Genomic DNA, 12,789 nt, shown 5'->3' with positions numbered 1-12,789 from the left:
CACGCGTGAATGGCGCGCGACGGTGGTCCTTCGGTCGCAGGCGAGACAACTTGGGCGGGTCGTATCGTGCCGGCCTTGCGAAGCCGTCCGGAGATAGTTTACATATGAACTATCGAAGGTCGGAGCCGGGCGAACCGGTGCGGCTCACTTCAAAAATGATGCGGGAGGCTGACGCGATGCCGAGCTACCGGGCCCCGGTTGAGGACACCCTGTTCCTCCTCAACGACGTTCTCGCGATCCACCGCTACGACAATCTCCCCGGCTTCGCCGATGCCTCCGCCGACCTGGCCCAGGCAGTGCTCAGCGAAGGCGGCAAGCTCGCGGGTGAAGTGTTCGCGCCGCTGAACCTGTCCGGCGACCGGGAGGGCTGCACTCGCCGCGACGACGGCAGCGTCGTGACGCCGAAGGGCTTCAAGGCGGCCTACGATGCCTACGCCGCCGGCGGCTGGATGGGCCTGTCGATCCCCGAGGAGTTCGGCGGCCAGGGCCTGCCGCACGTGCTCAACACGGCGATGCAGGAATTCGTCTCCGGCGCGAACCTCGCGCTCAGCATGTATCCCGGCCTGACGCAGGGGGCGATCGCCGCTCTGCTCGTCCACGGCTCGCAGGAGCAGAAGACGACCTACCTGCCCAAGATGGTTGAGGGCACCTGGACCGGCACCATGAACCTCACCGAGCCGCATTGCGGCACGGATCTGGGGCTGCTGAAGACCAAGGCGGTGCCCAACGGCGACGGCTCCTACAGCCTCACCGGCACCAAGATTTTCATCTCGGCGGGCGAGCACGACCTGTCGGAGAACATCGTCCACCTCGTCATCGCCCGCATCGACGGCGCGCCGTCGGGCACCAAGGGCATCTCGCTGTTCGTGGTGCCGAAGTTCCTCGTGAACGCGGACGGCTCCGTGGGCGAGCGCAACGCGGTGACCTGCGGCTCGATCGAGCACAAGATGGGCATCCACGCCAATTCCACCTGCGTGATGAACTACGACGGGGCGAAGGGCTGGCTCGTGGGCCAGGAGAACCGCGGCCTGGCCGCGATGTTCGTCATGATGAACGAGGCCCGCCTCGCCGTCGGCGTCCAGGGGCTCGGCCAGTCCGAGGCCGCCTACCAGAACGCGGTCGCCTATGCGCAGGAGCGGCTCCAGGGCCGCGCACTCACCGGCGCGAAGGCGCCGGACAAGGCTGCCGACCCGATCATCGTCCACCCGGACGTGCGCCGCACGCTGATGCAGATCCGCGCCTTCAACGAGGCGGGGCGCGCCCTCATGCTCTGGACGGCGCTCAATTCCGACATCGCTCACCGCTCGCAGGACGCTGCCCAGCGGCAGGCGGCCGAGGACATGCTCGGCCTGATGACCCCGGTGGTGAAGGGCGTGCTGACCGACTGGGGCTTTGCCAACGCGGTCGAGGCGCAGCAGATGTTCGGCGGCCACGGCTATGTCGAGGAATGGGGCATGTCGCAGTTCGTGCGCGATGCTCGCATCGCCATGATCTACGAGGGCGCCAACGGCATCCAGGCCATGGACCTGATCGGCCGCAAGCTGCCGAAAGACGGCGGCCGGGCGATGATGGCCTTCCTCACCGAGGTGCAGAGCTTCATCAAGGACCACGGCGAGGACGAGGCGATGCAGCCCTTCGTCGCCCCGCTCCAGCCGGCGCTCAACGACCTCCAGGCCGCGGTGATGTGGCTGATGCAGAACGCCTTCTCGAAGCCCGACAATGCGGGCGCCGCCGCCACCGACCTGATGCACCTGCTGGGTCAGGTCGTGCTGGGTTACATGTGGGCCAAGATCGCCAAGGCGGCCCTCGCCAAGAAGGCCGAGGGGGGCGACATCGAGCGGATGGACGCCAAGCTCGTGCTCGGCCGCTTCTTCATGGAGCGGATGCTGCCGGAGACCAGCCTGCGCCTCGCGCGGATCAAGGTCGGCGCCGAGACCACCATGGCCCTGCCGGCCGAGGCGTTTTAAAGCCGGGCACCAACCCTCTTCCCTTGGCGGGAGAGGGTGACCGCGGCAGCGATGAAGGACACGAGGAAGCGCATATGCCCGAGGCCTACATCTACGATCACGTCCGCACCCCTCGCGGCCGCGGCAAGCCGGACGGCTCGCTGCACGAGGTGACGGCGCTCCGCCTGGCGGAAACGGCGCTTCGCGCCCTGAAGGACCGCAACGGGCTCGACACGCGGCAGGTGGACGACGTGGTGCTCGGCTGCGTCGATCCGGTCGGCGAGGCCGGCGGCGACATCGCCCGCGCGGCGGCCCTGGTGGCCGATTACGGCAACCACGTGCCGGGCGTGCAGATCAACCGCTTCTGCGCCTCCGGCCTCGACGCCATCAACTTCGCCGCCGCGCAGGTCATGGCCGGCCAGCACGACCTCACCGTCGGCGGCGGCGTCGAATCGATGAGCCGCGTCGGCCTCGGTGCCTCGGGCGGCGCCTGGCCGGTCGATCCGGCGATCGCGGTCAAATCCTACTTCATGCCGCAGGGCGTCTCGGCCGACCTCATCGCCACCAAATACGGCTTCAGCCGCGACGATTGCGACGCCTACGCCGTCGAGTCGCAGAAGCGCTCGGCCAAATCCTGGGACGAGGGCCTGTTCCGGAACTCGGTCGTGCCGGTGAAGGACATCAACGGCATCACCCTGCTCGACCGCGACGAACACATGCGGCCGACCACCGACATGCAGTCGCTGGCGAGCCTGAAGGCCTCCTTCGTGCAGATGGGCCAGATGGGCGGCTTCGACGCCGTGGCCGTCGATGCCCACCCGGATGTCGAGGCCGTCAATCACGTCCACCACGCCGGCAACTCGTCGGGCATCGTGGACGGCGCGGCGGCGGTGCTGCTCGGCTCGCGCGAGGCCGGCGACGCCGCGGGCCTGCGGCCCCGCGCCCGCATCCGGGCCTTCGCCAATATCGGCTCCGATCCGGCGCTGATGCTGACCGGCCCGGTCGATGTCACGAGGAAGGTGCTGGCGCGGGCCGGCATGAGCCTGTCCGACATCGACCTGTTCGAGATCAACGAGGCCTTCGCCTCGGTGGTCCTGCGCTTCCAGCAGGCCTTCGACCTCGACCCGGCGAAGGTGAACGTCAATGGCGGCGCGATCGCCATGGGCCATCCGCTGGGTGCCACGGGCGCGATGATCCTCGGCACCGTGCTCGACGAGTTGGAGCGCACCGGCAAGGAACGGGCGCTCGTCACCCTCTGCATCGGCGCCGGCATGGGCACCGCGACGATCATCGAGCGGGTGTGATCGCGGCGGGCGGCGTCACGCCGCCGCCCTGCCCTGCCATCGCTGCCGGAACGCTCTTCGCCAAAGTGGATGCCGGTTTGGCGAACGGGAGCGCGGCATCGAAGACTTGAAGCCGTTCCCGATTGCAACGCGATCGGGAACGGCTCTAAGGCCCTCCCACGCCGCACCCTTTTCGATCGGGTGCGGTCTCAGAACACCCATGGGAGAAACGCCACGATGAAGTCGACAAAAGCCGCCCTGTGCCTCGCCCTCGTGCTGGCCCTGCCGCTCGCGGCGCGGGCCGACGACAACGCGGACAAGCTCGCCGTCGCCACCAAGCTGACCGAGAAGACGGTTCTGAAGAACCTCGATACCGGCTTCGGCGGCGCTCTCGAGAAGACCGTCTCGACCATGCCCGAGGACAAGGCCGAGAAGGTGCGCAAGGAGGCCAAGGCCGAGTTCGACAAGCAGCGCAAGGAGCTGCTCGAAGGTCTGTCCAAGCAATATGCCGACAAGTTCAGCCTCGACGAGCTGAAGGAACTCGACAAGATCTACGAGGACAAGACCTACCAGAAGTTCCAGGCCGTCAACGCCGACCCGAAGTCGGAGGTGAACCTGCTCTCGCAGGCGGTGGTGACCCGGCTCCTGAACATGCTGACGCTGGCGGCTGCCAGCGATCAGACCGGCGGCGCACCGGGCGGCCTGCCCGGCGGCATGCCGACGCCCGCCAAGTAAACAGTCAACTCAGCGAGCGGAGGCTTGAGGATGAGCGGTGCGACGGACAGCTTCGGAAGGAGAGCGTCAGGCGACGCGCTTCGCCGGCGCGCCGTCGGCCGCGAAGCCGGCGACCGGCGGCAGGGCTTCCAGTGCCGGGCGGGCGAAGTGGTAGCCCTGCAGCAGGTCGATGCCGAGGCCGTGCAGCGCCTCGGCCTCGGCCGCGGTTTCGATGCCCTCGGCGATCACCGCGACGCCGAGCGCCCGCGCGATCTGGTTGATGCCCGCGACGATGGTCCGGCGCCCGGCATCCGCATCGATGCCGCGCACGAGCTCCATATCGATCTTGATGAGGTCCGGGCGGAAATTGGCCAGCAGGCCGAGACCGGCATAGCCGGCGCCGAAATCATCGAGCGCCGTGAAGAAGCCCTGCCGCCGGTACTCCGTGACGATGCGCTGGACATGGGCGATGTCGTTGAAGCGCTCGTTCTCGGTGAATTCGAAATTGAGGCGCCCGTTGTCGAAGCCGACGCGGCGGGCGGCCTCCAGCGAGGCGCGGATGCAGGCCGCCGGCTCGTAGACGGCGTTCGGCATGAAGTTGATCGACAGCTTGGTGTCGCTGCCGGGCGGGAACAGGCGGCCGGCGAGTTCGATCGCCTTGACCCGCGCCGCTTGATCGAAGCGGTAGAGCGTCTCGTCGGTGACCCGCGACAGGATCGAGCCGGCGGATTCGCCGTCCGGTCCGCGCACCAGCGCCTCGTAGCCCCAGACGCGCGCATTGGCGACGTCGACGATGGGCTGGAAGGCCATGGTGAAGGAAAAGTCGAGATCCGCACCGTCGCGGCAGGCTCGGCAGGCGGTTCGCGGTCGGGCGTCCGTCTTCATGATCCGTCTGGGGTCTGGTGTGGAGAGACGGGGCCAATCGCGCACCCGTTGCATCCCCCATGACGCCCTCGCCCCCTTAAGATTCCGATACGGCCAAGCTAATTTCCTCCGAGGTTCCGCGATGACCGCCACCGAGAATTTCCGCTTCGAGACCGATGCCGACGGCATCGCGCTGGCGACCTGGGACATGCCGGGCCGTTCCATGAACGTCATCACCATGGAGGTGATGGACGAGTTGGACCGCATCATCGACGCGGTCGTCGCCGACGAGGCTATCAAGGGCTGCGTCATCGTCTCGGGGAAGAACAACTTCTCCGGCGGCGCCGATCTCACCATGCTCCAGGGCCTCGGCGTCGAGTACGAGCGCCTCAAGGCGGTCGAGGGTGAGGAGGTGGCCATGCACCACTTCTTCGAAGGCTCCCGCCGCCTCAGCCTCGTCTTCCGCAAGCTCGAAACCTGCGGCAAGCCGTTCGCCGCGGCGGTGCACGGCCTCTGCCTCGGCGGGGCCTTCGAGCTGGCGCTGTCCTGCCATCACCGGGTGCTCGCCGATGACGACAAGACCCGCGTCGGCCTGCCCGAGATCAAGGTCGGCCTGTTCCCCGGCGGCGGCGGCACCCAGCGCGTGGCCCGGCTGATGCAGACCGGCGATGCGTTGCAGATGCTGTTCAAGGGCGAGCAGATCCGCGCGCTCATGGCCAAGAATATGGGGCTGGCCCACGCCGTCGCCCCGGCTGCGGAAATCGTCGAGCGGGCCAAGGCCTGGATCCGCGAGGGCGGCTCGGCGGTCGCCCCCTGGGACGTGCCGAAGTTCAAGGCACCCTCCGGCAAGGTTTACTCGCCCGCCGGCATGATGATCTGGCCACCGGCCAACGCGATCTACCGCCGCGAGACCCACGACAATTATCCCGCCGCCAAGGCGATCCTGGCCTCGGTCTACGAGGGCCTGCAACTGCCGATGGATCTCGGCCTCAGGGTCGAGAGCCGCTACTTCGCCCATATCCTGCGCACCAAGGAAGCGCAGGCGATGATCCGCACCCTGTTCATCTCCATGGGCGAGATCAACAAGGGCGCCCGCCGCCCGAAGGATATCGAGCCGAGCAAGATCGGTCGGGTCGGCATCATCGGCGCCGGCTTCATGGGCGCGGGCATCGCCTACGTCACGGCGCAGGCCGGGATGGAGGTCGTGCTGATCGACCGCGACCAAGAGGCGGCCGACGCCGGCAAGGCGCATTGCCACAAGCTCATCACCGGGCAGATCAACCGCGGCAAGGCCAAGACCGCCGACCGTGACGCCCTGCTCGCCCGCATCACCGCCACGCCCGATTACGGCGCCCTGTCCGATTGCGATCTCGTGATCGAGGCGGTGTTCGAGGATCCGCGGGTGAAGGCCGAGGTGATCGCCAAGGTCGAGGCCGCGCTGCCGGCGCACGCGATCTTCGCCTCGAACACCTCGACCCTGCCGATCTCCGGCCTCGCCCAGACCTCGAAGCGGCCCGAGCAGTTCGTCGGCATCCATTTCTTCTCGCCGGTGGAGAAGATGCTGCTCGTGGAGATCATCCGCGGCAACCAGACCGGCGACCGCGCCGTGGCCACCGCCCTCGACTACGTGCGTGCGATCAAGAAGACCGGCATCGTCGTCAACGATTCCCGCGGCTTCTTCGCCAACCGCTGCGTGCTCGCCTACATCCAGGAGGGCCACAAGATGTTCGCCGAGGGCGTGCCCCCGGCGATGATCGAGAACGTGGCGCGGATGGCCGGCATGCCGGTCGGCCCGCTCTCGCTCAACGACGAGGTGGCGCTCGATCTCGGCCTCAAGATCATGCGCGCGACCGAGGCGCAGCTCGGCGAGGGCGCCGTCGATCCGGATCAGAAGCGGCTCCTGACCGCGATGGTCGAGACGCATGGCCGCCTCGGCCGCAAGAACAAGCGCGGCTTCTACGACTATCCCGAGGGCGGCCAGAAGACGCTCTGGCCGGGGCTCGCCGAGATCCAGCCGAACCGGCTCGACCCCGACAGCATCGACGTGGCGGAGCTGAAGCACCGCTTCCTCATGGTGCAGGCGCTGGAAGCCGCCCGCACGGTGCAGGAAGGTGTGGTGACCGATCCGCGCGAGGCGGATGTCGGCTCGATCCTCGGCTTCGGCTTCGCTCCGTTCACCGGGGGCGCGCTCTCCTACATCGACTTCATGGGCGCGGGGACGTTCGTGGAACTGGCCCGCGGGCTCGAAGCCCGGCACGGCGCCCGCTTCACCCCGCCGGACAACCTCGTGTCGATGGCCGAGTCCGGGGGGCGCTTCTACGATGCGCTGAAGCAGGCGGCGTAACGCGCCCTGCGCCCTCCCCTCAGGGCAAGCCCCTGGGGGGGAGGACTGCGCCGCGTGCGGAACCGAACCGCTCCGCTTTCGTTCACCGCCCGACCGTACTCAGCGAACCGGAGTGTCCCGTTGTCGAGCCTGATCAAGATCCTGATCGCGTTCTTCCTGCCGCCGATCTCGGTGCTGATGACGCATGGATTCGGGATTCAATTCCTCTTCAACATCCTGCTCTGCCTGCTGTTCTACCTACCGGGCTCGATCCACGCGCTCTACCTGCTGCTGAGCGACCGCTGATCCGCTGATCGAGCGGCGCTGAGCATCCTGTTCGGCTTCCAGACGATCCCGTGAGCCGGGTCGCCTCAGCGACCCGGCCGATCGAAGGTTTGCCAGAGGCCGAGACCGATGCTCCGTCTCCTGCTCCCTTCCCTCCTCGCCGTCGCGGCGGGCGTCAGCATCGTCGTCCAGCAGGTGCTGAATGCCCGCCTGCGCGCCGATCTCGGCTCCGCGGCCTGGGCCGGTTTTGCCAGCTACGCCGCCGGCCTCGCCTGCATGGCGCTGCTCGCTCTGGCCCTGCGCGATCCCCTGCCTGCGGCGAGCGTGGCGGCGCGGGTGCCGTGGTGGGCCTGGAGCGGGGGCCTGTTCGGCGCGCTCTTCATCGGCCTGGCCATCGTCCTCGTGCCGCAGCTCGGTGCGGCGGCCTTCATCGCGCTGCTCGTGGCCGGGCAGATGTTCGCCTCGGTCACCTTCGATCATTTCGGCTGGATGGGTCTCGCCCAGCGCCCTCTCGACGGTCCGCGTCTGATCGGCGTCGCCCTGCTCGTCGGCGGCGTGATCCTGATCCGGCGCTGAAACGGATCACGCGCCGACGGCGTGCAGCGCGATCTCCCGCCGATGGCCGCGGTTACCGTGCTCGACCACACTCATGCATATATTGTTTTGTAAATATCAAGCGATCATCGGGATTGTATCGATTATTATCGTGCAAATGTACTCGGCAGATGGTTTTCGGGCCGCACTAATATTGGCACAGCCCGCACTGTTAAGTTTTTTTAAGCCAAAATGTCAATATAGCTAACTATGTGCGCGCTATTGCTGCCTCGACACTATTTATGATCAAATCTGTATACTCATTTTTCTCTGGCTCAAGTTCTAAAAACGGAGAGAGATATTTATGGTTGTATGCTCTTCTTCTGCGTTTGACTATGAACTTTTTGTTATAGATGGCATCTAGTAAAGGGTGTTTCTTCTCCAAGTGTTGCGAGTCGCCTGGTGTACGACAGGCTGAGCGTAAGATTTTCCCGAAAATATCTTCACGCTCTGATCTAATTTCCATATTGTTGACTTCTTCAATTTTTCGTATCATTGCATCGAGAAAGTGTTGATTGAAAGCTACACCAGTAGATTTTACCTTGGAAATCATCGTCAAGAGTGAAGATATTCCAATCAAATTAGGAACTCCATAGCCGCCTATGTCGCTGTGAACGCCAGGCATCCAAATTTGCTCGATTTTCTGCTTGCTTTCTCTTGCACCCCAAATCATCGGCTTGAAAATTTTTTTATTGTCATCGATTGAAAGAATGTGGACTCCCCTGTCGACTATTGGGCTAACCGTATTGTTTTTAAAAACAAGTTGGGAAAATCGATTTGGAGATTTGTGTCCGCGCCCGAGCACACTATCGAATAAGCCAACGAACTTGATGCGCACGTTGCGATGTACGTGGCTGTGAACCTCAGACGGATGTTCAGAGGAAATCTTTCCGGAATTTATGTCGATAAACCGATTCCACACGGATGCAAGCCTATGTAGTTGCTGAGGCTTTAGCAGTCCTGATTCCGCAATCAAACAAGTAAGAGCTCGTGCAGCAATGCTTCCACGAGAATATCCGAATATTAATATTTCGTCATGATCTTCATAATTGGAGCTTAGATTTACATATGCCTCCCGAATAATTTGATCTAGGCCCTGGCCAAATAATCCACCCATTTCTTTGTCAAATACTCCTCTGTTTCCAGGGCCGGGCGCATAAAATGTTATTTGTGGGATATCGGGAGTGGCACTTCGGCTTATTGCCAAGTTCATGCGAAATATATTTGTTATGTCCACAAATCGGCCGGTTGCTGCAGAATTCCACGTCCCGTCGAACAAGAATATTAAACGTTTCATGTCAAATTCTCTAAAATAAAAGCCCGCCACAACTTCTGATGCTAGAAAAGCTCGGCGTCAAGTATCAAGACTTCCCGCCCCAACTTATGTAATAAAATTTCCTCTCACGCACCGACGACGTGCAGCACGATCTCCCGCCGATGGCCGCGGTCGCGGTGCTCGATCAGGTAGATCCCCTGCCACGTGCCCAGGGCGAGGCGACCGTCGCGCAGGGGGATGGTGAGGCCCGAATCGGTCACCATCGTGCGGATATGGGCGGGCATGTCGTCCGGCCCCTCCATGCCGTGGACATACTGCCCGTGGCGGGGCGCGAAGCCGTCCAGCGCGGTCATCAGATCGACGCGCACATCCGGGTCGGCGTTCTCCTGGATCGTCAGCGAGGCCGAGGTGTGCCGGCAGAACACGCTGACGAGGCCGGAGCGGAGGTCGCTCTCCGCGACGAAACCCGCCACCGCCTCGGTGATCTCCGTGAAGCCGGGGCCGGGCGTCGCGACCGTCACCCGCGCACTCGCCTGCCGCGTCACGTCCCCGGCCGAGAAGTCTTCGAGCGGCCCGATCTTTCCAGATTGCCTCATTCCGATGCCTCCATGGCCGCGCCCGGCGCGACCTCGCGTTCGCCGCGCGCCAGAATCCGTTCCAGCACATCGACCCGGTCGGCCTCCGCCGCCGGCTTATCCCAGCGGATGCGGCTGACGCGGGGGAAGCGCATCGCCACGCCCGATTTGTGCCGGGTCGAGCGCTGCACGCCCTCGAAGGCGATCTCCAGCACCAGCCCGGCCTCGCGCCCATAGGCGACCTCGCGCACCGGGCCGAAGCGCTTGGTGGTGTGGTTGCGGACATAGCGGTCGAGCTTTTGCAGCTCGGCATCGGTGAAGCCGTGATAGGCCTTGCCGACGGGCACCAGCTCCTCGCCCTCCGCCCCCTCGCGCCAGCAGCCGAAGGTGTAGTCCGAATAGAAGGACGAGCGCTTCCCGTGGCCGCGCTGGGCGTACATCATCACCGCATCGACCACGTAGGGCTCGCGCTTCCACTTCCACCACGGGCCCTTGGGGCGGCCGGGCAGGTAGGGGCTGTTGAGCCGCTTCAGCATCACGCCCTCGATGGCGTCGGCATCCGCGCCTGCCCCCGCCGAAGCCGGGTCGGCGCGGGCGGCGGCGACCTCGTCCCAGGTGGCGAAGGGGACGAGCGGCGAGAGGTCGATCCGGGCATGATCGAGCCGCTGCACCAGGGCTTCCAGCCGGGGGCGGCGCTCGGCGAAAGGCAGCGGGCGCAAGTCCTCGCCCTCGGCGGAGAGCACGTCGTATGCGCGGATATGGGCAGGGAACTCGTCCAGGAGCTTGCCCGTCACCGCCTTTCGGTTGAGCCGCTGCTGGAGCACGTTGAAGCTCTGGACGCGCCCCTCACGCAGGATCAGCAACTCGCCATCGATCGCACCCTCGAAGGTGATCGCCTCGGCGAGGTCGGGGAATGCGTCGGAGATGTCCTCGCCGGTGCGCGAATAGACCTTCTGGACCTGCCGGCCCTGACCATCGCGCCCGCCCGCGAGCTGGACGCGGATGCCGTCCCATTTCCACTCCACCGAGAAGGCTTCGGGCTCGAGCTTGTCGAGGTCTTCGAACTCCTCGACCGGATGCGAGAGCATCGGGGGGCGGAACGGGGCCGGGTTGCGGCTCTCCGGCCGTTCGCCGCGCCCTTCCACCCAGGCGAACAGCTCGGTGTAGGGCGGTTTGAGCCCGTGCCAGACCTCCTCGACCGCATCCGCCTCGTGCCCGCCGAGCACGCCGACCGCCGTCTTGGCGAGGCGCGCCGAGACGCCGACGCGCAGGTTTCCGGTGACGAGCTTGAGCAGCGCCCAGCGCCCGGTCTCGTCGAGGGCGTCGAGCCAGCCGGCCAGATGCTGCGGCAGTTCGCGCTTCGGGGTGGTGGCGAGGGTTTCGACGACTTCGGCGAGGGTGGGCACGGAGGGCGGCGGGTTGTTGTGGCCTGGGCCGACGGCATTCCCTCTCCCCTCTGCGGGAGAGGGTGGCCCCCGAAGGGGGGCGGGTGAGGGGAGCGACGCTTCTGGAAAGGCCGCGCCAGCCCCTCTCCCGCCCGCTCCGCGGGCACCCTCCCCCGCAGAGGGGGGAGGGTTTTCACCCGGCCCAGGCCAGATCAGCGCCGTGGTCTCGGCGAGATCGCCCACATAATTGTGCGAGAGCGCGAACAGCACCGGATCGACCCGCTCTTCCACCAGCCCGCGGATCAGCGCCGGCTTGGCCTCGCGGAAGGTGAGGCCGCCGGTCATGGCGGCGAGCGCCCAGCCGCGCTCCGGGTCCGGGGTGCCGACGAAGAAATCCTGGAGCAGGCGCAGCTTGGCGTTGCGGCGCGGCTCGTAGGCGAGGCGATCGAGAAGATGGGCGAAGTCGTTCACGACGAGGCTTCCTCCATCTTCGAATCATGTCCCGGATCGGGCTCGGCCTCGCCGTCGTCGCCGTAGCCGAGCAGATGCAGCGGCTTGGCGCGGATGCCGCGCGTGCCGCACCAATGCACGAGCGCGTCCTCCTGGCCGTGCGTCACCCAGACCTCCTCGGCCCCCGTATCGAGGATCGTCCGGCACAGGTCCGGCCAGTCGGAATGGTCGGAGATGACGAGCGGCAGCTCGACGCCCTTCTGCCGGGCGCGGGCGCGCACCCGCATCCAGCCGGAGGCGAAGGCGGTGACCGGATCGGGGAATTTGCGCGACCACAGATCCTGAATCGAGGAAGGGGGACAGAGCACGATGGCGCCGTGCAGGGTCTTCCGGTCGGCGGCCGCCACCTTCGGCGTCTCGCCGAGTGGCACACCCTCTCGCTTGTAGAGTTCGGTCAGCTTCTCCATCGCCCCGTGCAGATGGATCGGCCGGTCCCAGCCCTCCTCGCGCAGCAGCGCCATCACCCGCTGCGCCTTGCCGAGTGCATAGGCGCCGACGATGTGGGCGCGCTCGGGAAACAGCGTCACCGAGTCGATCAGCTTGCGCACCTCGCCCCGCGTGTCGGGATGGCGGAAGACCGGCAGGCCGAAGGTGGCCTCGGTGATGAACACGTCGCAGGGCACCACTTCGAACGGCAGGCAGGTCGGATCGGGGGCGCGCTTGTAATCGCCCGAGACGACGATGCGCTGTCTCGGCCCCTTGCCCTCGCGCTCGATGGCGATCTGCGCCGATCCCAGCACATGCCCGGCGGGGGCGAAGAACACGGTGACGTCGCCGATCCGCATCCGTTCGCCGAGCCGCGCCTCCTGGCGCGAGGCACAAAAGTCCTCGCCGTAGCGCACGGCCATGATCCGCAGGGTCTCAGGCGTGGCCAGCACCGTGCCGTGGCCGGCGCGGGCGTGGTCGGCATGGCCGTGGGTGATCAGCGCCCGCTCGACGGGATGCGTCGGATCGACGTGAAAGCGCCCGAGCGGGCAGTAGAGGCCCTCGCGGGTCAGGGTGAGGAGATCGGAGGCGCGCTGCGACATCGGCCG

At 65.9% G+C, this 12,789-nt stretch carries 11 protein-coding genes; 6 read left to right on the top strand and 5 right to left on the bottom strand.

What is annotated here, in order from left to right; genetic code table 11:
* The first annotated feature begins 176 nt into the window (after positions 1 to 176).
* The 3 genes from ASF53_RS20075 (at position 177) to ASF53_RS20065 (ending at position 3,964) form a co-directional block, all read left to right on the top strand.
* Complete coding sequence (locus tag ASF53_RS20075) at positions 177 to 1,967, top strand: acyl-CoA dehydrogenase C-terminal domain-containing protein (protein WP_056203844.1); 1,791 nt, start codon at positions 177 to 179, stop codon at positions 1,965 to 1,967.
* Between the two features lie 74 nt (positions 1,968 to 2,041).
* Positions 2,042 to 3,250 (top strand): acetyl-CoA C-acetyltransferase, encoded by a 1,209-nt coding sequence (locus ASF53_RS20070; RefSeq protein WP_056202794.1) that lies wholly within the window; start codon positions 2,042 to 2,044, stop codon positions 3,248 to 3,250.
* A 216-nt stretch (positions 3,251 to 3,466) separates the two neighbouring features.
* Positions 3,467 to 3,964 carry a hypothetical protein gene (locus ASF53_RS20065; protein WP_056202790.1) on the top strand — a complete coding sequence of 166 codons (498 nt, stop codon included), beginning with the start codon at positions 3,467 to 3,469 and terminating at the stop codon, positions 3,962 to 3,964.
* A gap of 66 nt (positions 3,965 to 4,030) precedes the next feature.
* On the opposite strand, the gene ASF53_RS20060 is transcribed toward ASF53_RS20065, so the two are convergent.
* Positions 4,031 to 4,828 (bottom strand): EAL domain-containing protein, encoded by a 798-nt coding sequence (locus ASF53_RS20060; RefSeq protein ID WP_056202787.1) that lies wholly within the window; start codon positions 4,826 to 4,828, stop codon positions 4,031 to 4,033.
* Between the two features lie 121 nt (positions 4,829 to 4,949).
* On the opposite strand from ASF53_RS20060, the gene ASF53_RS20055 reads away from it, so the two are divergent.
* The 3 genes from ASF53_RS20055 (at position 4,950) to ASF53_RS20050 (ending at position 7,991) form a co-directional block, all read left to right on the top strand.
* Positions 4,950 to 7,151: an FAD-dependent oxidoreductase gene (locus ASF53_RS20055; protein ID WP_056202785.1), complete on the top strand. Its 2,202-nt coding sequence runs from the start codon at positions 4,950 to 4,952 to the stop codon at positions 7,149 to 7,151.
* Between the two features lie 120 nt (positions 7,152 to 7,271).
* On the top strand, positions 7,272 to 7,436 hold the full coding sequence (locus ASF53_RS25305; RefSeq protein ID WP_082482875.1) for a YqaE/Pmp3 family membrane protein: 165 nt from the start codon (positions 7,272 to 7,274) through the stop codon (positions 7,434 to 7,436).
* A gap of 108 nt (positions 7,437 to 7,544) precedes the next feature.
* Entirely contained in the window at positions 7,545 to 7,991 is a 447-nt protein-coding gene (locus ASF53_RS20050; protein WP_056202782.1) for a DMT family transporter, read from the top strand.
* 226 nt (positions 7,992 to 8,217) lie between these two features.
* On the opposite strand, the gene ASF53_RS25300 is transcribed toward ASF53_RS20050, so the two are convergent.
* The 4 genes from ASF53_RS25300 to ASF53_RS20035 all read right to left on the bottom strand — a co-directional run bounded on the left by ASF53_RS25300 (position 8,218) and on the right by ASF53_RS20035 (position 12,783).
* The gene (locus ASF53_RS25300) at positions 8,218 to 9,306 is read right to left on the bottom strand and encodes a phospholipase effector Tle1 domain-containing protein (RefSeq protein ID WP_082482874.1); all 1,089 of its coding nucleotides are present in this window, start codon (positions 9,304 to 9,306) and stop codon (positions 8,218 to 8,220) included.
* Between the two features lie 104 nt (positions 9,307 to 9,410).
* On the bottom strand, positions 9,411 to 9,881 hold the full coding sequence (locus tag ASF53_RS20045; protein WP_056202779.1) for a secondary thiamine-phosphate synthase enzyme YjbQ: 471 nt from the start codon (positions 9,879 to 9,881) through the stop codon (positions 9,411 to 9,413).
* Positions 9,878 to 11,716, bottom strand: a complete 1,839-nt coding sequence (locus tag ASF53_RS20040; RefSeq protein WP_056202778.1) for a cisplatin damage response ATP-dependent DNA ligase — start codon at positions 11,714 to 11,716, stop codon at positions 9,878 to 9,880. The genes ASF53_RS20045 and ASF53_RS20040 overlap by 4 nt, the downstream gene beginning before the upstream one ends.
* Entirely contained in the window at positions 11,713 to 12,783 is a 1,071-nt protein-coding gene (locus tag ASF53_RS20035; protein WP_056202775.1) for a ligase-associated DNA damage response exonuclease, read from the bottom strand. The genes ASF53_RS20040 and ASF53_RS20035 overlap by 4 nt, the downstream gene beginning before the upstream one ends.
* Between the last annotated feature and the right edge of the window lie 6 nt (positions 12,784 to 12,789).

Source organism: Methylobacterium sp. Leaf123, assembly GCF_001423405.1.
Lineage (GTDB): Bacteria > Pseudomonadota > Alphaproteobacteria > Rhizobiales > Beijerinckiaceae > Methylobacterium.
The sequence above is the reverse complement of the archived record's forward strand: the minus strand, read 5'-3'. Positions and strand labels throughout refer to the sequence as shown.